The following is a 20,725-nucleotide window of genomic DNA, read 5'->3' as shown; positions in this document are numbered from 1 at the left end:
ACTCTACGCGACACGCGTGGGGATGCGCTGAATCCGCTCGAATCGACCCCCAAAACGCATGCAAAACCGGGCCACCCGCAAAAGCGGATGGCCCGGTAATAATCTCAGTGAAACCGAAATTAGATGCTGTTGACGTCCAGCGGGATGCCGGGACCGAAGGTGGTCGAAACGGCACCCTTGGTGATGTAACGGCCCTTCGAGCTCGACGGCTTCAGACGAACGATCTCTTCCAGAGCGGCCGAGATGTTCTCGTTCAGCTGCTCAGCCGAGAACGATGCCTTGCCCACAACGAAGTGCACGTTGGAGTGCTTGTCAACGCGGAACTCGATCTTTCCACCCTTGATCTCGGACACTGCCTTGGCGGTGTCCGGGGTCACGGTACCGGTCTTCGGGTTCGGCATCAGGCCACGCGGACCCAGGACCTTACCCAGACGACCGACCTTACCCATGAGCTCGGGGGTCGACACGGCGGAGTCGAACGAGGTGTAACCAGCGGCCACCTTCTCGATCAGCTCGTCGCCACCAACCTCGTCGGCGCCAGCGGCCAGTGCGGCCTCGGCGGCCGGACCGGTTGCGAAGACGATAACGCGGGCGGTCTTACCGGTTCCGTGGGGCAGGATGACGGTTCCACGAACCATCTGGTCTGCCTTGCGGGGGTCAACACCGAGCTTGAGGGCAACCTCAACGGTCGAGTTTGCCTTTGCAGCAGCGGTCTCCTTGGCGAGAGCTACCGCGTCAGCGGGGGTGTAAACGGTGTCGGCAGCAACCTTCGCTGCCGCGGCCCGGTAGGCCTTAGACTTCTGTGCCATTTTTTCTCCTAGTGAGAACGTGGTCATTTGCGCCTGGCCGGCGCTGCCACTGTATTGAAAAGTTGAGGGTGTTGCTCGCGGAAGCGAACGACTACTCGACGGTGATACCCATCGAACGCGCGGTACCAGCGATGATCTTCGCTGCTGCGTCGATGTCGTTGGCGTTCAGGTCGGCCTTCTTGGTCTCGGCGATCTGACGAACCTGGTCCATCGTGATCTTCGCAACCTTGACGGTGTGCGGGGTGCCCGAGCCCTTGGCAACGCCAGCGGCCTTCTTGATGAGCTCCGCTGCCGGCGGGGTCTTCAGGATGAAGGTGAACGAGCGGTCCTCGTACACGGTGATCTCAACCGGGATCACGTTTCCGCGCTGCGACTCGGTGGCCGCGTTGTAAGCCTTGCAGAACTCCATGATGTTCACGCCGTGCTGACCCAGTGCCGGACCGATCGGCGGTGCCGGGTTAGCGGCGCCAGCCTGGATCTGCAGCTTGATCAGACCCGTGACCTTCTTCTTCGGTGCCATGTTATTTCCTTCTTTAGTGATCGAGTAACGGGCGGTTGCCCGCTGCTCTCCCGCCGACCCGGTGGGCCGCGGTGGTGTAAAAAACCGTGGGGTAAGCGCCAGAAGACGCAAACCCGATCAAGTCTACGCGATCAGGCCCCAGATCGCGAGTCTCATCTGAGATTTGAGTACGGTTCACCCGGGTCGAGCAGACCACATCCTGCACGGCCGCGACACTCAGTTACTCCCAGAGCTGCAACTGGGACCAATTGATTGGCGCACCAAGCGATTCGATGGTGAGAGAGGACGACGTTGGGAACCGACCCAAGTACGCCGAAACTCGTCGGTTCCAGTCGCCGTTAGGCTCGATTGAGCGCAACAGATACGCGATCACCGCGAGCATGTTGTATACACCAAAGGTGCGCTTGGCCGTCTCCACATCGTGAAGGTGACCAAGCAGTGGTACCGCCGCTGAGGAGGGGCGTTTGGGTGCCACTACGAGTTTTCTATTAAACAGCCTTCCCTGATGCGCCGCCACATTGCGCACATAGTTAAGGGATGCAATCCAGCTATTCATGATCTTTTTGGTAGGAACGCCAAAGTGCTGAGCAATCTCCGTCGCTAGGTCGTTCCTCAAGCCCGGATACACACTGGATATGTGCCCAAACTCCATCACTTCGGTAAGAATCCAGATGGGCAATTCATCGTCATACTTCTCCCGGAAATGAGCGACAAAAGGCTCGCCGGAAGCAGCAGCGTGGCGGGAAACCTTTTGCTGCCACCGTTGGTGCTTCGATTCAGCGGGAAGGCCATCATCGCGAATTTCGGTTCGGTCACAAAACTGATCGGTAAAGGCTGCCTCCTCGAGATGAGCGGTTCCAGAGGATCGTCCGAGGACGTATCCAAGCTGCATCCTCAACGCAACTTCGATACGTTCTACCCCGTCAAGGACTAAAGCCCGCAGTCCTCGATCAAACTCAATGACGTCCACTACGTCAGCCAAGGTGACGCCGTCCCGTACTTCGTCCAAGACCCTTACGAACACCGTCCTATGTCCATCAAAATCCCATTCCGATCTCCGAAATGGATAGAGATAGCCGGAAAATCGATAGTAGCCAATCGCGCGCAGAACCTGCGCACATTCCCTTGCCTCTTCAAACTGCAACCCCTTGGCCGCTAACCGCGCAACCTGTGCGTCAAGAGAGAGCCACTTCTTTGTGTACGCAACCATGTTCTTCACCCCCAAAGAAAATCGGCCCGAGCCGTGAGGCGAGCGGACCGATCATGTGTTACCGAGACTAACACGCGCATCGAAACAAAAGAAGTCTCTCAACTGGAGAGCTCTCCTCATAGTGGATTTACAGTAGCGGTGTGCGTGGCCTCAGCGAAATGACCGCTACGCCGTGACGATCCGCTCCATGAGGTGCCGGGCGGCGGTAGCCGGGAGAAGTACGCCGGTGTCCACATTTAGGTCATAGCGGACGCCGCCGAGAACCTGCCCCCGAAAACAACAACGCCCCGCCACTTCAAAAAGTGACGGGGCGTTGAGAAGTAAAAACTAGAGCTTGGTGACCTGGTCGAAGCTCAGCTCCACCGGAGTCTCGCGCTCGAACAGCGAAACCAGAACGGTGAGCTTGCCGCTCTCCGGCTTGATCTCGGAGATCGAACCCGGCAGGCCCGCGAACGAACCCTCCTTGATGGTGATGGTCTCGCCGATCTCGAAGTCGATCTCAGCGGTGACGGTGCGGTTCTGAACCGGCTTACCCGCGGCCTTGCTGGCGGCAACCTCGGCGACCTCAACCAGGCTCTTGAGCATGTTGAATGCCTCTTCGAAGCGCAGCGGGGTCGGGTTGTGGGCGTTGCCCACGAAGCCGGTCACACCCGGGGTGTGACGAACAACCGACCAGCTGTCCTCGTTCAGGTCCATCCGCACGAGTACGTATCCGGGGATCCGCACGCGGGTGACCATCTTGCGCTGACCGTTCTTGATTTCCACCACGTCTTCCATGGGGACTTCAATCTGGTAGATGTACTCGGCCACATCCAGCGTGCCCTTACGCTGCTCGATGTTGGCCTTCACCTTGCGCTCGAAACCGGCGTAGGAGTGAATGACATACCACTTACCCGGCTGCGTGCGCAGCTCCAGGCGGAAAGCCTCGTAGGGATCGAGCTCGACGGGGGCCTCGGCCTCTTCGTCGGACTCTTCGGTCTCGGCGTCAGCTTCTACAGCCTCGGTCTCAACCTCTGCAACCTCGTCGGTTACCGTCTCGGTCTCAGCGGACTCGACAGCCTCGACGGGGGTCTCAGCCTCGGTCACGCTGTTCTCGTTCAGATTCTCTGACACCTGATCTCATTCCTTACGTAAGTTGTCGCTTCACGGACGGGCGGGTGCGCGATGCACGGATCCATCCGAAATCGCGAGGGCCTACGGTGCGCCGAAGACCCAGTTCACCAGGGCGGCGAACAGCATGTCTACGCCGTAGACGAGACCCATCATGATGAGAACAAACACCAGCACAACGAGCGTGAAGTTGATCAGCTCCTTGCGGGTCGGGGTAACAACCTTCTTCAGCTCCGCAATTACCTGCTTGAGGAAGAGGATGATCCCGGCAAACGGTCCGCGCTTCTGGGCGCGCGCCTGCTTTGCAGCAGCGACGATTTCCTCACTGGGTTCGTCGATTACGTTTGCGACCACGTGTTCACACCTTTCATGTGTCGGTGTTTCTAAGACACCGACGCGCAGGGCGGACAGGACTCGAACCTGCAACCTGCGGTTTTGGAGACCGCTGCTCTACCAATTGAGCCACCGCCCTATGAATCGAATTGTCGATCACAGGATGTGAAACCTACCTTACAGTGCCGAACCCCGACTCACCGAATCGGTGAAAAAAGGGCGCAGAAAAGCTTGTCAGGTTTCTCCTACGCCGCAAGTCTAGGGGACAAATACCGGCGAAGTAAAGTCGACACCACTTTTGTGTGCGCACACCGGGCGCATCATCGCCGCCACCCGCCTCAACAGCGCCGCGAGCCCCGAGAAAACTCGGGACCCGCGGCGCGAAACGAGCTCGCAACTATCCGGCGACGGACATTCCGGTGATGTAGGCGGGCGAGAATACGCTGAGAATTGCCTCGGCGGTTTCGTCGCGGGAGCGTTCGGGATCAAACACGACCCACTCCAGTCCCGCCACCAGCACCGCTCCGAAGATCGCACTCGCGCGAATCTCGGCGGCCACCGACGTGCCGCCATCGATGTCCTGAAGAACATCGGCAAACACACCGATCAGGCGGTTTCGCACGATCGTCAGCGACTCCCGCCACATCCGGTCGGTGCGGAACAGTTCGGCCACCAACAGCTTGGCCATCGCCTGATTGTCGCGGATCCGATCGAGGGTGCCCTCGACCAAGGCACGCAGGGCCGCGGGCCCAACCAGGTCCCCGCGCACTCCGAGGAGGAACGCGTGGAACTGGCCAAGACCGTCGTCCATCAGGGCTTCAAACAGCTGGTCCTTGGAGGTGAAGTTGTAGTAGACGCTGCCCTTGGCCACGCCCGCCTCGAGCGCCACATCATCCATCGTGGTCCCGGTGATCCCGCCCCGAGCCGAAAGCTCAAGGGCGGCATCCAGGATCGCACGCTTGGTTTTGGAGACCTTGGGCACCAGGGGTGCCTCCGGGCTGATTGCGCTCATCACAAACTCCTTCACACGGATGGACATCGACCGGCGATTAGATCGCGAGTTCCGGGCTGAGCCGCTTCATGGTCCATACCTTCTGGCGACCGGCAGCATAGGCGGAGATCGCGAAGCTGATCACCAGTAGTCCGATCATATAGGCCAGGGCGATCCAGAAGCGGGCGTCGACGCCTCCGGTAATCAGCTGGCGCAGTCCGTTGACCACATAGGTCGCGGGCATCACCGGATGCAGGATCTGGAAGAAGCCGGGGGTGGTCTCCACCGGGTAGGTTCCACCCGAGGAGCTCAGCTGCAGCATCAGCAGGACCAGGCTCACCACGCGGCCCGTTGCACTACCCAGCAGCACGATGAACATCTGCTGCAGAGCAAGGAACGCCAGCGTGGTCAGGTACATAAACGCCGCGGTGGCGACCCAGTAGACCGGCTGCAGGCCGATGCCGTAGACGAGTACCAGCATCATGATGACCACCTGGCCGAGGCCAATCGCGGCGGCCGGAATGAATCCGGTCAGTGCAGCACGCAGGCCCGAGGTACGCCCGGCGAGGGCGCGGGTGGGCAGCGCACGGAGAATCAGCCAGGTGATCAGCGCACCCACGAACGCGGCCAGGGCGATGAAGAAGGGCGCGAAGCCCTCACCGAAGCTGGCGGCCTTGTTCTCGTTGGTGGTGGCCAATCCAACCGGATTCGCAACCACGGGTGCGGTGCGATCGATGCGAGCGGTCGAGTAGTCGGGAGCCTTTTCGGCACCCTCGCCCAGCTTGGTGGCCAGCTCATCGCTACCCTCGGCAAGCTTCTGCGTGCCGTCGGTCAGGGTTTCGCCGCCGGTCGCGGCGCTGCGGGCACCGTCGGCCAGCTGAACCGAGGAATCGGCCAGGGTGTGCGCACCGGTGTTGAGCTTGGCGGCACCGTCGGCGAGCTGGTTGGCACCGGGGACGGCCTGGTTCAGGCTCGACGCGAGGGTTCCCGCGCCCGAGGACAGGGTTCCGGCACCGGTGTTGAGCTTCTGTACGGCGTCGTTCACACCGGTGGCACCGGCGGCGAGGGATCCGATGCCCTGCTGGAGGGCCGGGACCTTCTGCGTCAGCTGGGCGGTTCCCCCGGCGAGCTTGGTGGCACCCGCGGCAAGCGTGGAATCCTGGGCGGTTCCGGCGGAAATTCCGGCGGTTGCACCGGCGAGCTTGTCCATCGGGATGCCCTTGCTCGCGAGGAACTCGTTGAACTGAGCCACGGTCATGTTCTGGGTGGCCGGGTTGGCCATCGCGTCGCGGATCGCTCCGGCCAGCTGCGCGGTCTGCTCCGCGCCGGTGTGCAGCGTGCCCACACCGGCCGCCAGGGCCTGAGCGCCGTCGTTAAGCTGAGCCGCCTGGCCCGGCAGGGCCGCCGCCTGGGTGTTCAGTTCGGAGGCACCGGCACCGAGGGCCGGGGTCTTCTCGGCGAGCTGGCCGAGTCCGTCGGAGAGGGTCTTGGCACCGCCGGCGAGGGTGCCCGCGCCGGTTGCGGCCTTGCTCACACCATCGGCGAGGGTCTTGGTTCCCGCACCCAGGGTGTCGGTTCCGCTGGCCAGGGTTCCCGCACCATCGGAGAGCTTGCCGGATCCATCGGCGAGGGTGTTGAGACCCACCACGAGTTCACCCGCACCCTCGTTCAGCGCACCCGCGCCATCGGAGAGTTCACCCGCGCCGTCGGCGGCCTGACGCACGCCGTCGGCCAGGGTACTCACGCCCACCAGCATCGTGTTGGCAGTCTGCTCGCTGACCTGCTCGGTCACGGCGTTGCGCAGGAGCGTCATCGCGCTCTGACCGAGGGTCGAGGCGAGGAAGTTGTTGGCGTCGTTGAATTCGACGTCGATCTTGGCCTGCTCGGGCTTGTCATCGGCGACCGAGACGGCCGAGGCCGAGAAGTCCTTGGGGATGGTGACCGAGAAGTAGTAGGTACCATCGGACACACCCTTACGGGCGGTGTCGGCGTCCACCTTGCTCCACTTGAGGTCGCCACCCTCGAGTACCTTATCGACGACCTTATCCCCGGCGTTGACCCGGGTTCCGTCGTCCATGGTGGCACCGCTGTCCTCGTTCACCAGGGCCACCGGCAGGTTCTTCATCTCGTCGGTGGGTGCCCAGAAGGCCCAGAGGTAGAGGGCGCCGTAGATCAGCGGAATGAACAGCAAAACCACGAGGGAGATCTTGGGTAGCGTGCCTTTTTTAAAGCGGGTCAATTCGGTCCCCGCGGACGCGAGCGACATCATACGAGTTCCTCCAGGAGGGTCTGAGCGTGGGGGGCCGGGGAGGTCTGGGACACCGGGATTTCGGTGACCGGGACGCTCACTCCGGCATACAGTGCGGGTTCAAAAGCGGAGGCGGAAACCAGGACGCCGATGCCCGAGGCGGCGATTTCGCCCAGGCGGGTGATCACGGCGGCCTGGGCGCGCAGGTCGTGCACGTGGTCGATGCCGTCCACGATCAGCACGTCGGGGGCGTCCATCAGGGCCAGGCCGATGCGCAGCAGCAGCTTGGTGTCCTCATCGAGGTCCCAGATCATGGTTTTGGCGGCGGGGATCGGGTGGGATCCAAACGCGGGAACCAGCGCCCGCACCACGGCGACGTCGTCAAATCGGCGCACCAGGGCGTACCAGGGGGCGTTCCAGCGGGCGCGCTCGGTGACCGCATCACCGACGGTGACGGCCTCCTCCAGGGTGTCAATCCCGTCGAAACCGGCGATGGCGCTCTGGTTGCGCAGGGCGCTCAGCCCCTCGGCACCGCGCACGGTGAGGGTGCCCGAACTGGGCTTCATCCGGCCCGCCGCGGTGAGCAGGAAGCAGGTCTTGCCGCTGCCGCGGGTACCGGTCACCACACCGAAGGGTGCGTCGAGGGTGAAATTGAGGGGGCCGTAGACCGAACCACGAGCCGCGTTAAGGGCGATGTCATTCGCCTGAAGCAGTGCCGTCACTATCGTGACCTTTCTCATCTTTTGTACTGACTAGTCAGTTTAGACTCGTCGGTACAAAAATCGCAAGTTATGCGCTGAGACCATAGGGTTGTGGCATGGAGACACTGACGTCATTGCTGACCGCGATCCCCATCACGATCGGAGGAATCTTCATCACCTGGATGGGGTGGCGCGGAGGCCAGGGCAAACTCACGCGCAACACGCTGATGGGCGTGCGCAACCCGACGACCCTGCAATCCGATGCGGCCTGGGAAGCAGCGCATCGCGCGGTCGCAAAGCCCACGATGATCGGCGGAATCGGCGCGACAATTAGCGGCGTCATTGCCGCGTTTATCCCAATCGAGACCGGCTATATCGTGGTTCTCGTGGGGGGTGGCTGGATCCTCGCCTGGGTCGCGGGCAGCCTGGGCATCGGCACACGCGCGGCCGAAAAAGCGGCCGCCGCCGAAGCCTAGAACATTACTCGCCCGCAGGCACCGCCACTAGAACGCGACGTGCTGCATGACCCACGCGTGCATCGTCACCGCGGCGGCGGCCGACGCGTTGATCGAGCGGGTGGAGCCGAACTGGGTGATTTCCACCACGGACTCGGAGGCGGCAATCGCCTCGGGCGAGAGGCCCGGGCCCTCCTGGCCAAAGAGCATCAGGCAGCGCTCGGGTAGCTCGAAGGTTTCCAGGATCACCGATCCGGGCACGTTATCGATGCCGATGATCGGCAGGTTTTCGGCGGCGCACCAGGCAACCAGGGCCTCGATCGACTCATGGTGGATGACGTGCTGGTAGCGATCGGTCACCATCGCCCCGCGCTTATTCCAGCGCCGACGACCCACGATGTGCACGGTGTCCGCGCCGAATGCGTTGGCGCTGCGCACGATCGAGCCGATGTTCATATCGTGCTGCCAGTTTTCGATGGCCACGTGGAACGGGTGGCGGTGCTCGTCGAGGTCGGCGACGATCGCCTCCATCTTCCAGAACCGGTAACGGTCGATCACATTGCGGGTGTCACCGTGCTGCAGCAGCTCGTGATCGAAGTGGTCCTCCTCGGGCCACTCACCCACCCACGGCCCCACTCCGGCGGTGGAGAGTTCATGGGTCGGGGCATCCTGCGGCTCGGTCATCCTCTAAGCGTAGCCGTCTCGGATCGAAATTCCGGCATCGGCCACGGAAAGTTTTCGGTGCACCGAAAAGTTAAGCTATGGTTTCTCCATGACCCGACCAACCCTGCGCCTGATCGCCCTCACCGCCCTGACCGCCCTCGGCCTCACCGGCTGTTCCCTGCTGGACGAGGGCGGCCACACAGCGCCCACCGCCGGAGAAAAACCCCTCGTCCTCACCAGCTTCACGGTGATCGCCGATATGGCCCGCGAGGTGGGTGGAGACCGCGTCCGGGTCGAATCGATCACCAAACCCGGTGCCGAGGTCCACGGCTATGAGCCCACGCCTCACGACATTCGCAATGTGGCCGGTGCCTCACTGCTGCTGGAAAACGGCTTCGCACTGGAGGGCTGGTTTGACCAGTTCACCCCGAACGTGCCGCGGGTGGTGCTCAGCGAGGGGATTGATCCGATCCTGATCACCGTCGGCGATAAGGCCGGCGCTCCCAACCCGCACGCCTGGATGTCCCCGGCTGCCGGACAGGTCTACGTGCACAACATTGCCCGCGCCCTCGGTGATCTGGTACCCGAGCACGCCGAGGAGTTCACCCGCCGCGGCGAGGCCTATGCCGCGCGGATCGGCGAGGTGCGGGACGGGCTGAGCGAGCGACTGTCCACGATCCCCGCGGATCGGCGCTTCCTGGCCACCTGCGAGGGTGCCTTCAGCTATCTCGCCCGGGACGCCGGATTAGAGGAGGGCTACCTGTGGGCGGTCAACCAGGAAAACGAGGGCACCCCGCAGCAGATGGCCGATCTGATCGCCCAGGTGCGCGAACGCCAGGTCCCCACGGTGTTCTGCGAGTCCACGGTGAGCGATAAGGCCCAGCGCGAGGTGGCCGCGGCGACCGGCGCCACCCTGACCGGACCACTGTATGTCGACTCGCTCTCCGATGGTCCGCCGGTTGGCAGCTATCTCGAACTGCTGCGCTATGACCTCGACCTCATCGCCGACGGGCTGAGCCGATGAGCGCCCGCACCTCGCGGCGCCACCCAGCCGGCCCCGGCCCCGCCAGCGCCAGCGCCGATCTCGCGGGCGATCCGCGCACCCCGACGGCCCCGGCGAGCGCCGCCGCGATCCACGTATGTGACCTGCACGTGGCCTACGGGTCGGTGATCGCCCTCTCCGGGGTCACCCTTGACCTCGCTCCAGGCAGCGTCACCGGGCTGGTCGGGATGAACGGCTCGGGCAAATCCACCCTCTTCTCGGCGCTGATCGGTATGCTGCCCGGCGCACGCGGCGAGATCCGCCTGCTGGGGAAAGACCCGGCCGCCGCCCGCACCGCGGGGCTGGTGGCGTTTGTCCCGCAGACCGAGGTGATCGATCGCGATTTCCCGATCAGCGTGCGTGAGGTCGTGATGCTCGGACGCTTCGGCCACCTGGGGTTCACCCGTCGGCCCCGCGCCACCGATCGCACGGCGGTTGCCGCCGCCCTGGAGCGGGTGGGCCTGACCGAGCTCGCCGACCGTCCCATCGGGGCACTGTCCGGCGGGCAGCGCAAACGGGCGTTTGTGGCACGCGGCATCGTCCAGGATGCGCGCATCCTGCTGCTGGATGAGCCCTTCGGCGGGGTCGATGCGGTCTCGCAAACCCTGATCACCGGCGTCCTGCGCGAACTGCGCGACGAGGGCCGCAGCCTGCTGGTGGCCACCCACGACCTCGCCGGAATCCCCGAACTGTGCGACGAGGTGATCCTGCTGAACAAGCGGATCCTTTTCCACGGCGACCCCGCCACCGCCCTACGTCCGGAAAACCTGGCCCTCACCTTCGGTGTTGCCCCGTGATCCGCCTTTCCCCGAGCTCTGGAGATTCAGCATGACCGACATCCTCACCTGGTTTACCGAGCCCCTCAGCCACGGCTTCATGTCCCGCGCCCTGGTGGCCACCCTGATCTCGGCGAGTGTGTGTGCACTACTCTCCTGCTGGCTCGTGCAGATCGGCTGGTCGCTGATGGGCGACGCGGTCTCCCACGCGGTGTTTCCCGGCGTGGTCTTCGCCCACATGATCGGGGTGCCCTTTGCCCTCGGTGCCTTCATCTTTGGGGCCGGGGCGGTCGGGCTGATCGGTGCCCTTCAATCACGCACGACCCTGAAATCCGACACCACGATCGGCGTGGTGTTCACCAGCCTGTTTGCGCTGGGGATCGCCGTCAACTCGGTGTTCCCCAGTCAGGTGGATCTCAACCACATCCTGTTTGGCAACATTCTGGGGGTCGGCGTGAACGATCTGCTGCTGGTCGCGATCGTGGGTTTCGCCAGCGGCGCGGTACTCCTGCTCAAGCGACGCGACCTGACCCTGTACGCGTTCGATCCGGTTCAGGCACACACCCTGGGTATCCGGGTGCGCGGGCTGCGGATCCTGTTGCTGCTGATCCTGGCCCTGGTAGTGGTCATCACCCTGCAGACGGTGGGGATCATCCTGGTGGTCGCGATGCTCATCATCCCCGGGGCAACCGCACTGCTGGTGAGCGGGCGCATGTCCCGCATCCTGCCCATCGCCGTGGTCTCCGCGCTGCTCTCCTCGATGGTGGGCGTCTATGCGGCGTACTATCTCAACGCCTCGGTGGGCGGGGTCGTTGTCCTGACCCAGGCCGCGCTGTTTATGCTCGCGCTGATCCTCGGCCCACGCGGCGGCCTATTGCCCAACATGCTGCGCTCTCGGCGGGCGGCACAGACCTCGCGGGCGCCGGAATCACCCGTGGCGGCAACGGCCTAAAGTTCGGGTGCCGGATAATGCGCCCACTCATCCGGTACATCATCCTCAGGGTCCGGGGTGATCCCCACAACGGTGCGAATGTAACGGTCGAGATAGGGCAAGGAGAACCGCACATACCCGTGACCATCCGGCTGCACATACCCGCTATCAATGAGCCGACGCCGATAAATCTGGACGTACTGGTCGGACACCTGCATTCGATCACGAATGTCGGCGGTGCGGGTGCGACCCTCGTCCACCGCCATCGCGGCGAGAAACTCGCGATCCTGATCGGAAAGGTCGAGATAAACCTTGCTAATGACGCGACTCTGCACCGCCCGAATAGCACGGTCGAGCGCCACCTTGGCATCGGGAAGCGTAATTATCCGGGCAGTCTGGTTGTTGCGCCACGCATAATCACCGGCAAGCTGCACCAGATAGGGGTATCCCTGGCTAATCGACACCAGCAGCTCCAATGCCGCCGGCTCGATTCGCCGTCCGCCCAACTCGCTGGTCTCGGCAAGCACTCGCCGGGTTTCCGACGGGCTCAGGCGACGAAAATCCAGGTCACGGGAGCGACGCAGAAAAGTTGTGTGCTCCTGCTTGATCAGTTCGTCGATATCAACCTTGATCCCGGCGAAGACGATCATGATGTTTGCGCCGTCATTGAGGGCATGCGAAACCTGCACCGCAAACTCCGAGAGCTCGCGCAGACGAACCTTGCCCGAGGATACCTCGTCGATGGTGATCAGAATCCCACGACCGTCTCGCGCGGCCGAGAGGGCTACGAGATCGTTACGGAGCTGCGGCACGGCTTCTCGAGCACGGTCTTCGTACTCCCAGTTGGCACCGAATTTCCAGAGGTTGAACCCGGTCAAACGCGCCTTCGTGGAGGACTCAAGTCCACCAATCAGGGTGGGGATGGTCGAGTTCATGACACGCTTCATGAGCCCGCGACTGGCATCCTCGCTGATCACTAGCCATCCACGATCGGCCGCGGCGTTCTGCAAGAGAGACAGCATCGAGGTCTTTCCCGCACCGCGAAGCCCCGAGAGGAGGACCGAGTGATTCTCCCCGAAATCCAGCGAGTCAAATACATCGGTCAGCTCCACGATTTCCCGCTCGTGTCCACCGAAGACCAACGGCTGTTTGCCATATCCAGGGCTAAACGGACTCGTGTACTGCTCGTCAGTCGCTTCGTCCATAGTTATGCCCCGAATCGTATTTATTTTATGTTTCTTATTTATTTTGTTTATGTGGCTTCGAGCCCAGTTCACCACCCCTCCCGGCAATTCGCAAGGGTCCGGGTACCCTGGATACGGACCCGCTACCCGGTGCGGGCCACCGAGGAGAGCCCGATGCCGCTGAGCACCCGCTATGAGGACGCCCACGAGGACTACCTGAAAACCATCTACTCGTTCACCGAGTGGCAGGATGCCCCGATCACCCCCTCGGTGCTCGCGACCCGGCTGGGCCTGGCCCCCTCAACCGTGACCGAGATGGTCAAGAAGCTTGCCGCCGCGGGCCTCGCCGACCACGTACGGTACGGGGCGATCAGCCTCACCGAGACCGGACGTCTGCGGGCCCTGGCGGTGATTCGCCGGCATCGGCTGATCGAAACCTGGCTCGTGAACGAGATGGGCTACACCTGGGACGAGGTGCACGATGAGGCCGAGGTGCTGGAGCACTCGATCAGCGACCGCCTGCTGGACGCCATCGCCGAACGCCTGGGCAACCCCACCATCGACCCCCACGGCGATCTGATCCCCACCGCCGACGGTGAGGTCATCCGCCCCAACGCCACAACCCTGGCGCACTGCGCCCCGGGCAGCGAGGTCACCGTGGTGCGTATCCGCGACCGAGACCCCGAGATGCTGCGCCAGCTGGCCGAGCACGGGATCGGGCCGGGGAGCACCATCACCCTGGTGACCCTATCGCCGACCCCGGTGCTGCGCGCGGACAATACCAATATCGTGCTGTCGATCGGGGCCGATGAGATGATCTGGGTGGCACAGGAGGACTAGCCCCCCATTCGAGGGCTGGTCGCGATTACGCGACGCAACGTAGCATCGGCCAAGGATGCCCCCGCATCCGTTCACCCGAATTCTGCGGAGTATCCATGCGCTCTCACGCCCGCCTGCCCCTCGTTCTCCTCGGTGGTGTGCTGCTTGCCGGTGCCGCGGTCGCGGGTGCGCCCACCCCGGCCGAAGCCGCCGTCGGCGACACCGTGTGCACGGTGCCCTCCGGTGGAAACCGGGTCTATACGGTGACGCAGACCGGGCCGCGCACGTTCGGGGTGACCTTTGTGGACACAAATATCCTGGCCGCCACCACCACGCTCGAGGACGGAACCGAGGCCTACGACCCGATCCCGCTCGACTTCCGCACCGGCACCAATACGCTGAACATCGCCCCTGATGTGCGCGTGGGCGCCCCCACCCTCTCACAGTCGATCGAGACCGAATTCGACGAGACGGCACCCGGCGGCTTTCGGGTGACCCGGCTCCTGCACAACCCCGCGGCCCCCTGGGAAACCGTATCCGTGTCCGCAGCAGACCCGGTACGCGTGGTGTGGACCCATGATCTCGACGCCCGCACCCGCCCCGACGGGTCGCTGCCCGAACCGGCCGCGTTCCCCTTCCTGGACGCCGACGACGCCGCCAGCGTACTCGAACTGACCCTCACCGCACCGGCCGAGGCGCGCGGCGAATTTACGCTGATCGAGGGTGCGGATGTGTCCTTCTTCGGGGCGACCCACGGGGTTCTGCCCGGAAGCTGGACCCGCGATGAAGAGGTCCGGATGAGCATGGCCGGATGCACCGTGACCCTCGCCGACCCGGTCACCAGCCCGAGTCCCACCCCCGGCAACACCGTGCTCCCCACCCCGGGAAACACGACGCAACCCACCCCAAGCACCTCGGCCACCAGCGCGGTGCCTCAGGCGTCCGCGACCGCGCAGGCCACCGCGGGCGCGGGTACCGGGGCTGCCGGCCTTGCCGAAACCGGTGCCGGGACCCTCCCGCTCCTGTTGGTCGCTGCCGGGGCCAGCCTTCTCGCCGGCGTCGGGCTGCTCCGACGCCGAGGTCAGACCCGGGCCTAAGCGGAACCACTCTCCCCCGAATCCCTGCCTAGGCGGAGCCAGGCTCCCCACCGGCAAGACCGGACGCCCGGCCGGGTGAGCCCCCGATCCGACGCGCCCGACGGCCACTCTTCGGGGAAACCGTGCAGCCGCCCGGGCATCGTGGTCCCATAGACTGGGAGTGACCCGTTCACCCAGTAGAGGGAGCAGTACCGATGACGCAGAAGCGCGCCGAAGTCGAATGTTGGCTGACCGACATGGACGGCGTTCTCGTGCACGAGAACCGCGCCATCCCCGGAGCCGCCGAGCTCCTTGAGCAGTGGCGTAACGAGGGCAAGCCCTACCTGGTGCTCACCAACAACTCCATCTTCACCCCGCGTGACCTGAGTGCGCGCCTGCGCTCCTCGGGTCTCGAGGTCCCCGAGGACCGCATCTGGACCTCGGCCCTCGCCACCGCCGCCTTCCTGAAGAGCCAGAAGCCGGGCGGCACCGCATTTGTGATCGGCGAGGCCGGCATCACCACCGCGCTGCACGAGGCCGGCTTCATCATGACCGAAACCAACCCCGACTACGTGGTGGTGGGCGAGACCCGCAACTACTCATTCGAGGCGATCACCAAGGCCATCCGCCTGATCAGTGGCGGTGCCAAGTTCATCTCCACCAACCCCGACGCCACCGGCCCGAGCCGCGAGGGTCCGCTGCCCGCGACCGGCGCGATCACCGCGCTGATCACCAAGGCCACCGGCTTTGAGCCCTACGTGGTGGGCAAGCCCAACCCGATGATGTTCCGTTCCGCCCTCAACAAGATCGGCGCCCACTCGGAGAACACCGGCATGATCGGTGACCGCATGGACACCGACATCGTCGCCGGCATCGAGGCGGGCCTGCACACCGTTCTGGTCCTCACCGGCATCAGTGATGACGAGGAGATCGGTCGCTACCCGTTCCGCCCGGACGAGATCCTGAACAGCGTCAAGGACCTGCTGCACCCGCCCGTGGAAAGCGAAAACTACGAGCCCATCGCCTAGCTCACACAGCATAAAACCCCGGTCGAGATTCTCGGCCGGGGTTTTCTGCTGTCGGGACCTAGCCGGGCAGTACGCTCGTGGTCAGCGGCTCGCCACCGCTGCGGGTCACGAAGCACAGGTAACTGCGCTGTCCGTCGTTCCACTGCTGCTCGGTGATCGGGAACGTAGCCTGAACCTGCAGGTCGGTGTACTCCCCAACCGTGATACGTTCGGGCGCCGAACAGGCCAGCGCCGATCCGGCCACAATGCTTGCCTCCCCGGGGAACGATGCATCCGATTCGGCGGCGATCGCCACCGGTGCCAGGAGCTGGGCCGCATGCGGTTGGGCACAGTCGACTACGGTGAACTCGGTTGCCCAGGCGTCGGTGAACGGGGCGATGCACTCGCCACCGGTCAGCGTATTCCATGCGTGCGGCGCGGCCGCATCCGGGGTTTCCTGGGTGGCCGTGGGACTCGGTGCCGCGCTGGAGGCAGAGGATGTGGGAAGCGCGAATCCTCCCGCAAGCGTGTTGCTCAGGAAGAACAGCACGCCCAGGAGCGCGAGGAATCCCGCGCCGATTCCCACCAGCAGCCCGGTTCGACGTCCCGAACCACGACCACCCGAGGTGCCCCCACCGGGCTTGTTCGCGCGCGGAGGCGCGGGAGGCTGGGAGGCGGAGGACTCGCTCGGAGACTTGGGCTCCGCGGAGATCCCAGACCCGCTGGTGTACTTCGGAGAGTCGGACGCTGCGGACCCATGGGCGAGCTTCGGAGAGTCGGCCTCCGCGGATCCGCCGGTGGGCACCGGGACCGGGAACAGGGCCGTTTCAGGATCTGTCGTCAGGTTCGCCGCGGCGCGGGGCAGTGGAATCTCACTGGTCAGCGGGGGCAGTTCGATTGAGCCGGTGATCGGCGGCACAATGGTCGCCGAAACCGTGGCATCCATACCCGCGACGACGTCCTCGGTGTCGGGTGCATCCTCGCCTGCGGGAGTATCCGCACCTGCGGGAGCATCTGCACCTGCGGCGGCCTCCTCGGCGGCGCTCGGCACCACCGGCGCCTGATCGCGGATCAGCTCGGCCAGGAGCGCCTGATCGATCGGTGCGGTGTGGGTGTCCTCCGCGGAGGCGGCGAAAGCTTCGACCGGCGCCTCCACGGGAGCCGCTGCATCACCTTCACCGCGGCGGTCGCGCACACGGGCAACCAGGTCACGCACGCTGGCCTCACCGGCGGGAACCGCCGGAGCGACGGCGGGCACCGGCGCAGCCAGGGTTTCCGGCGCAGCCAGGGTTTCGGGGGCAGCGGGAGCGAGGGCCGGCTCGGGGGCGATCAGCCCGCTCGCTGCCCGCTCAGAATCGGTAGTCTCGGCGTCCGGGTTGGAGGGTTCCTGGGTCGCGGCCACGGGTGCCGCGGCTTCGTATTCCGAGATCGCGGGTTCCGAAGTCACGGCTTCCGCGGCCACGGGTGCCACGGCCTCGGGGGCCGGGCCGGCGACGCTCCAGAATCCCGCGGCGGCCGGTGCCGCCGCGGGGGGAATCTCGGAGACCGGTTCAGGTTCGGGGCTCACCACCGGCACGGGTGGGGCCGCCTCCGGCGCAGACGGCGAAACAACCGGGGGAACCGGAAGCATCGGAGTCGCGATGGTTGGAGCCTCGTCGGCCGAAGGTTCCGCGGTGGCTGCGGGGCGCTCATCGGCGTGGATGCTGGGGTCCAGCTGATCATTCGGAGTGAGTCCCCAGTTGAATGCAGCCGGAGCCGCGTCATCATCGGGGCGTGTGTCTCCCACCACGGGCATCAGGATCGACGGGGTGGATTCCCCCACGCTGAAGGCGGGCTCATCATCGAAGTCGGCGGTGCCTGGAACCTCGACGCGGGCGTGCGGATCGGCGGGTAGCTGCGGGCTCGACGCGGTGCGGATAATCGGCAGCGCGGACGCGTTGGTGTCGTGGAAGTCGCCGGAGATCGGGGTTTCCGGCGCGACGGTGTCTTCGAGCTGCTCGGGCACCGATCCGCGTGAAACTTCGCCTAGGGCTTCGGCCGCGGCGTCGTCGGCCGCGCGCTGGGCCTGACGTTCGGCTTCGGCAGCCTCGGCGGCCGCGCGCAGCTCGGTACGATGCGGCAGCGGGGGCGCGTCATCGGGACGAATCACGGTGATCGGCTCGGCACGCAGATGGGTCTGGTCCCAGTTCTCGGCCGTCGGTTCCGACGCTTCGGACGTGGCCGGCTCGACAGCATCGGCATGCACGGCGACATCGGCGGGCGCAGCCTCGGAGGTAGGCTCGGCAACGGAGACGGGCTCGGCAATGTCAGCGAGCGAGAAGGCTTCGGTGGGCGCATCCGCAGCGGGGGCGATATCCGCATCCACCGCGTCATGCATGGTGTCGGTACTCGCCACTCGTTCGGCGACGGCAGCACCTTCGCGGGCGGCATCGTCGGGAGCAGACACGTCGGGAGGTGACGCGGCAGGAGCTGACGCGACGGCGCTGGCGGGCACGGCGTCTTCCCCGTCGCCCTCCGGTGCCAGCGGCCCAATCCCAGCCAGCGGGAACGCGGACCCCACGGAGGGGAGGTGCAGAGCCGCGGTCTCGGTCGGGACCGCGATCAGCTCATCAAAATTGGTGGACGCGGCCGGAACCGCGTGACCGGACGGTACCGCCCGAGTCGGCTCAGGCAGGGCAGTCTCGGGCTCAACGTCAGGCTCGGGCCCAGCCTCAAGCCCAGACTCGGGCCCAGCCCCAGGCTCAGCATTAAGCTCAGCCTCATGATCGACCTCAACCCCGGGCTCCACCACGGGCACGGGGACCGGCGCAAACACGGCCGCGGGCTCGGGCCGCTGAGCGGGCAGATCTTCCGCCGCAATCACGGGGATCACCTCGGTCGGAGGCACCACCTCACCCGACTCATGCACGAGGGCCTCGTACACACTCTCCGAACCATCCTCGGCCTCGGAGTCCGCGGGCGGTTCCTCGCCGAGGGCCTCATAGATGCTGGAAAGCTCGATCGTGTCGGTGTTGGCCAGCGCGGCCATCAGCCACTCGGTGCCGAGCGGACCGGAGTCGGAATCGGGTTCAGCTGCCGAATCGAGTGCGGAGTCGGAGTCGACTACCGAATCGGGCTCTACTGCCGAGCCCGGTTCGGCTGCCGATTCGGCTTCGGCTGCTGAATCGGGGTCGGTCGGGGACAACGGGTCCCCCGAGGTGGCCGGGATCACCGGGCTCGCTTCCTCCTCACCCGCGCGGGCGGGGGTGTGCAGCGGCTCGGAATCGTGGTTCTCGGGGGTCCGCCCGTTGTCCCCGGCCACTACTCGAGCCCCAGGTCCGACAGACCGATGGCGGAGAAGTACGGGTACCCCTCGGCCTCGATGATTTCCTTGGCACCGGTGTTACGGTCTACCACCACGGCGACACCGGCGATCACGGCACCAACCTTCTTCAGCGCCTCGATGGCCTGCAGCGGCGATCCGCCGGTGGTCGAGGTGTCCTCGAGCACGATAACGCGCTTGCCCTCGAGGTCCGGGCCCTCAATCTGGCGGCCGCGGCCGTGGTCCTTGGGCTCCTTGCGCACCACGAAGGCGTCATAGCTCAGACCGCGGGCGGCACCCTGGTGCAGCACGGCGGAGGCGATGGGGTCGGCACCCATGGTGAGACCACCTACGGCCACCACGTCCGGGATGTCGGCGATCAGGTCGATCATGACCTGACCGATCAGCGGAGCAACCCGGTGGTCCAGGCTCACCCGGCGAAGGTCAACATAGTAGGTAGCCTTCTTCCCGCTGGTGAGCGTGAAGTCGCCGTGGAACACGGCATCGGCCTTAATAAATTCAATAAGTTTTTCACGTGCGTCGGTCACGGACCCTAGTTTACGGTGCGGCGCACCCGCGCGCACGGTACCCGCGTGTATAACGCGCGGGGCGCTACGGTGGAGGTATGCGAATCGCCACCTGGAACGTCAACTCAATCCGTGCCCGCGTCGACCGTGTGGTGGACTGGCTTGTCCGCGAGGACATCGATGTGTTGGCGATGCAGGAGATCAAGTGCAAGCCCGCGCAGTTCCCCCTGGAGGCGTTTACCGCCGCCGGATATGAGGTGGAGATCCACGGGCTGAATCAGTGGAATGGTGTGGCCATCGCCAGCCGTCTGCCCATGAGCGAGGTCACCCACGAGTTTTCCGGGATGCCCGGGTTCGCCAAGAAGCCTCCGGTCCCGCTGGATCCCACCGCTCCCGGAACCGATGCCGAGGGTTATCCACTTGAGGCGCGCGCGCTGGGTGCCACCATCGACGGCCTGCGCCTGTACAGCCTGTATGTGCCCAACGGTCGCGGGCTTGACGATCCGCACTGGCACTATAAGCTCGCCTGGCTCGACGCCCTGCGTGCCGACACGGAGCGCTGGCTCGCGGCGGATCCCGATCTTCCCCTCGCGCTGATGGGTGACTGGAACGTGGCACCGTTTGATGCGGATATGGGTGATCCCAGCTTCACCGTCGGGTCCTCGACCCACGTCTCCCCCGAGGAGCGTGCGGCATTCCACGCGTTCGAGGCCGCCGGGCTGACCGATGTGGTGCGACCGCTGGTTCCCGAGGGCTACACCTTCTGGGACTACACCCAGCTGCGGTTCCCGCGAAACGAGGGTATGCGCATCGACTTTATCCTCGGCTCCCGCGGATTCGCCGACCTGGTCACCGATGCCTCGATCCACCGTGATGAGCGCAAGGGCGATGGCCCCAGCGACCACGTTCCGGTGGTGGTGGATGTGGTCCTGGAGGGCGAGGATGACGACATGCCGATGATCTTCGGCTAGTCATCCTATAGAAAACAGGTGTTGTCAGATTACGTACGTTATTAGTCGCAT

General features: G+C 64.8%; 20 protein-coding genes and 1 tRNA gene. 8 read left to right on the top strand and 13 right to left on the bottom strand.

Translation table 11 applies throughout. The features are described 5' to 3' along the window. Window positions 1–119: 119 nt before the first annotated feature. The 9 genes from rplA to M2390_RS12230 form a co-directional block, all read right to left on the bottom strand. Window positions 120–809, bottom strand: a complete 690-nt coding sequence (gene rplA, locus M2390_RS12270; protein WP_030147770.1) for a 50S ribosomal protein L1 — start codon at window positions 807–809, stop codon at window positions 120–122. 91 nt (window positions 810–900) lie between these two features. Next, window positions 901–1,329 carry a 50S ribosomal protein L11 gene (gene rplK / locus M2390_RS12265; protein WP_030147769.1) on the bottom strand — a complete coding sequence of 143 codons (429 nt, stop codon included), beginning with the start codon at window positions 1,327–1,329 and terminating at the stop codon, window positions 901–903. Between the two features lie 220 nt (window positions 1,330–1,549). Further along, on the bottom strand, window positions 1,550–2,539 hold the full coding sequence (locus M2390_RS12260; protein WP_259179086.1) for an Abi family protein: 990 nt from the start codon (window positions 2,537–2,539) through the stop codon (window positions 1,550–1,552). 327 nt (window positions 2,540–2,866) lie between these two features. Then, window positions 2,867–3,652: a transcription termination/antitermination protein NusG gene (gene nusG, locus M2390_RS12255; protein ID WP_245991912.1), complete on the bottom strand. Its 786-nt coding sequence runs from the start codon at window positions 3,650–3,652 to the stop codon at window positions 2,867–2,869. Between the two features lie 81 nt (window positions 3,653–3,733). Further along, window positions 3,734–4,051, bottom strand: a complete 318-nt coding sequence (gene secE / locus M2390_RS12250; protein ID WP_396823073.1) for a preprotein translocase subunit SecE — start codon at window positions 4,049–4,051, stop codon at window positions 3,734–3,736. Then, a tRNA-Trp gene (locus tag M2390_RS12245) sits at window positions 4,049–4,121 on the bottom strand. The genes secE and M2390_RS12245 overlap by 3 nt, the downstream gene beginning before the upstream one ends. Before the next feature lie 258 nt (window positions 4,122–4,379). Beyond that, on the bottom strand, window positions 4,380–4,994 hold the full coding sequence (locus M2390_RS12240; protein WP_259179072.1) for a TetR/AcrR family transcriptional regulator: 615 nt from the start codon (window positions 4,992–4,994) through the stop codon (window positions 4,380–4,382). A 37-nt stretch (window positions 4,995–5,031) separates the two neighbouring features. Then, window positions 5,032–7,239, bottom strand: a complete 2,208-nt coding sequence (locus M2390_RS12235) for a YhgE/Pip domain-containing protein (RefSeq protein WP_259179282.1) — start codon at window positions 7,237–7,239, stop codon at window positions 5,032–5,034. Continuing rightward, on the bottom strand, window positions 7,239–7,943 hold the full coding sequence (locus tag M2390_RS12230) for an AAA family ATPase (protein ID WP_121687698.1): 705 nt from the start codon (window positions 7,941–7,943) through the stop codon (window positions 7,239–7,241). The genes M2390_RS12235 and M2390_RS12230 overlap by 1 nt, the downstream gene beginning before the upstream one ends. 95 nt (window positions 7,944–8,038) lie before the next feature. Here M2390_RS12230 and M2390_RS12225 point away from each other — a divergent pair, with 95 nt between their 5' ends. After that, window positions 8,039–8,398 carry an SdpI family protein gene (locus M2390_RS12225; RefSeq protein WP_259179070.1) on the top strand — a complete coding sequence of 120 codons (360 nt, stop codon included), beginning with the start codon at window positions 8,039–8,041 and terminating at the stop codon, window positions 8,396–8,398. A 27-nt stretch (window positions 8,399–8,425) separates the two neighbouring features. Here M2390_RS12225 and M2390_RS12220 read toward each other — a convergent pair whose 3' ends face one another. After that, window positions 8,426–9,061 carry an RNA methyltransferase gene (locus M2390_RS12220; RefSeq protein ID WP_259179069.1) on the bottom strand — a complete coding sequence of 212 codons (636 nt, stop codon included), beginning with the start codon at window positions 9,059–9,061 and terminating at the stop codon, window positions 8,426–8,428. An 88-nt stretch (window positions 9,062–9,149) separates the two neighbouring features. On the opposite strand from M2390_RS12220, the gene M2390_RS12215 reads away from it, so the two are divergent. From M2390_RS12215 to M2390_RS12205, 3 genes are read left to right on the top strand one after another with little or no spacing between them, the layout of a single operon-like run. Then, window positions 9,150–10,064, top strand: coding sequence for a metal ABC transporter substrate-binding protein (locus M2390_RS12215; protein ID WP_259179067.1), 915 nt, complete (start codon window positions 9,150–9,152; stop codon window positions 10,062–10,064). Then, window positions 10,061–10,879 carry a metal ABC transporter ATP-binding protein gene (locus tag M2390_RS12210; protein ID WP_259179066.1) on the top strand — a complete coding sequence of 273 codons (819 nt, stop codon included), beginning with the start codon at window positions 10,061–10,063 and terminating at the stop codon, window positions 10,877–10,879. Before M2390_RS12215 ends, M2390_RS12210 begins: the two co-directional genes overlap by 4 nt. A gap of 31 nt (window positions 10,880–10,910) precedes the next feature. Continuing rightward, complete coding sequence (locus M2390_RS12205) at window positions 10,911–11,810, top strand: metal ABC transporter permease (protein WP_259179064.1); 900 nt, start codon at window positions 10,911–10,913, stop codon at window positions 11,808–11,810. On the opposite strand, the gene M2390_RS12200 is transcribed toward M2390_RS12205, so the two are convergent. Beyond that, entirely contained in the window at window positions 11,807–12,994 is a 1,188-nt protein-coding gene (locus M2390_RS12200; RefSeq protein ID WP_259179062.1) for an ATP-binding protein, read from the bottom strand. The genes M2390_RS12205 and M2390_RS12200 overlap by 4 nt on opposite strands. A gap of 153 nt (window positions 12,995–13,147) precedes the next feature. Here M2390_RS12200 and M2390_RS12195 point away from each other — a divergent pair, with 153 nt between their 5' ends. The 3 genes from M2390_RS12195 to M2390_RS12185 all read left to right on the top strand — a co-directional run bounded on the left by M2390_RS12195 (window position 13,148) and on the right by M2390_RS12185 (window position 15,896). Further along, on the top strand, window positions 13,148–13,813 hold the full coding sequence (locus M2390_RS12195; RefSeq protein WP_187977229.1) for a metal-dependent transcriptional regulator: 666 nt from the start codon (window positions 13,148–13,150) through the stop codon (window positions 13,811–13,813). 95 nt (window positions 13,814–13,908) lie between these two features. Beyond that, window positions 13,909–14,889, top strand: a complete 981-nt coding sequence (locus tag M2390_RS12190; protein WP_259179057.1) for a hypothetical protein — start codon at window positions 13,909–13,911, stop codon at window positions 14,887–14,889. 194 nt (window positions 14,890–15,083) lie between these two features. Continuing rightward, window positions 15,084–15,896, top strand: coding sequence for an HAD-IIA family hydrolase (locus tag M2390_RS12185; protein WP_121687705.1), 813 nt, complete (start codon window positions 15,084–15,086; stop codon window positions 15,894–15,896). Between the two features lie 58 nt (window positions 15,897–15,954). Here the strand turns inward: M2390_RS12185 and M2390_RS12180 are convergent, their stop codons facing one another. Together M2390_RS12180 and pyrE are read right to left on the bottom strand one after the other, a co-directional pair. Further along, complete coding sequence (locus M2390_RS12180; RefSeq protein WP_259179056.1) at window positions 15,955–19,176, bottom strand: septum formation family protein; 3,222 nt, start codon at window positions 19,174–19,176, stop codon at window positions 15,955–15,957. Then, window positions 19,176–19,724 carry an orotate phosphoribosyltransferase gene (gene pyrE / locus M2390_RS12175; RefSeq protein WP_030147752.1) on the bottom strand — a complete coding sequence of 183 codons (549 nt, stop codon included), beginning with the start codon at window positions 19,722–19,724 and terminating at the stop codon, window positions 19,176–19,178. Before pyrE ends, M2390_RS12180 begins: the two co-directional genes overlap by 1 nt. A 77-nt stretch (window positions 19,725–19,801) precedes the next feature. On the opposite strand from pyrE, the gene M2390_RS12170 reads away from it, so the two are divergent. Beyond that, window positions 19,802–20,674 (top strand): exodeoxyribonuclease III, encoded by an 873-nt coding sequence (locus M2390_RS12170; RefSeq protein ID WP_259179051.1) that lies wholly within the window; start codon window positions 19,802–19,804, stop codon window positions 20,672–20,674. Window positions 20,675–20,725: the final 51 nt, after the last annotated feature.

The sequence above is a fragment of the Mycetocola sp. BIGb0189 genome, assembly GCF_024810155.1.
GTDB classification, from domain to species: Bacteria; Actinomycetota; Actinomycetes; order Actinomycetales; family Microbacteriaceae; genus Mycetocola; species Mycetocola lacteus.
The sequence above is the reverse complement of the archived record's forward strand: the minus strand, read 5'-3'. Positions and strand labels throughout refer to the sequence as shown.

Excerpts from the sequence above, each read along its gene's own strand:
- M2390_RS12225 (WP_259179070.1), top strand. The coding sequence starts at position 8,039 with ATGGAGACACTGACGTCATTGCTGACCGCGATCCCCATCACGATCGGA.
- M2390_RS12200 (WP_259179062.1), bottom strand. The coding sequence starts at position 12,994 with ATGGACGAAGCGACTGACGAGCAGTACACGAGTCCGTTTAGCCCTGGA.
- M2390_RS12240 (WP_259179072.1), bottom strand. The coding sequence starts at position 4,994 with ATGAGCGCAATCAGCCCGGAGGCACCCCTGGTGCCCAAGGTCTCCAAA.
- rplA (WP_030147770.1), bottom strand. The coding sequence starts at position 809 with ATGGCACAGAAGTCTAAGGCCTACCGGGCCGCGGCAGCGAAGGTTGCT.
- M2390_RS12235 (WP_259179282.1), bottom strand. The coding sequence starts at position 7,239 with ATGTCGCTCGCGTCCGCGGGGACCGAATTGACCCGCTTTAAAAAAGGC.
- M2390_RS12190 (WP_259179057.1), top strand. The coding sequence starts at position 13,909 with ATGCGCTCTCACGCCCGCCTGCCCCTCGTTCTCCTCGGTGGTGTGCTG.
- M2390_RS12205 (WP_259179064.1), top strand. The coding sequence starts at position 10,911 with ATGACCGACATCCTCACCTGGTTTACCGAGCCCCTCAGCCACGGCTTC.
- M2390_RS12170 (WP_259179051.1), top strand. The coding sequence starts at position 19,802 with ATGCGAATCGCCACCTGGAACGTCAACTCAATCCGTGCCCGCGTCGAC.
- M2390_RS12195 (WP_187977229.1), top strand. The coding sequence starts at position 13,148 with ATGCCGCTGAGCACCCGCTATGAGGACGCCCACGAGGACTACCTGAAA.
- M2390_RS12220 (WP_259179069.1), bottom strand. The coding sequence starts at position 9,061 with ATGACCGAGCCGCAGGATGCCCCGACCCATGAACTCTCCACCGCCGGA.
- M2390_RS12260 (WP_259179086.1), bottom strand. The coding sequence starts at position 2,539 with ATGGTTGCGTACACAAAGAAGTGGCTCTCTCTTGACGCACAGGTTGCG.
- M2390_RS12210 (WP_259179066.1), top strand. The coding sequence starts at position 10,061 with ATGAGCGCCCGCACCTCGCGGCGCCACCCAGCCGGCCCCGGCCCCGCC.
- rplK (WP_030147769.1), bottom strand. The coding sequence starts at position 1,329 with ATGGCACCGAAGAAGAAGGTCACGGGTCTGATCAAGCTGCAGATCCAG.
- M2390_RS12215 (WP_259179067.1), top strand. The coding sequence starts at position 9,150 with ATGACCCGACCAACCCTGCGCCTGATCGCCCTCACCGCCCTGACCGCC.
- M2390_RS12185 (WP_121687705.1), top strand. The coding sequence starts at position 15,084 with ATGACGCAGAAGCGCGCCGAAGTCGAATGTTGGCTGACCGACATGGAC.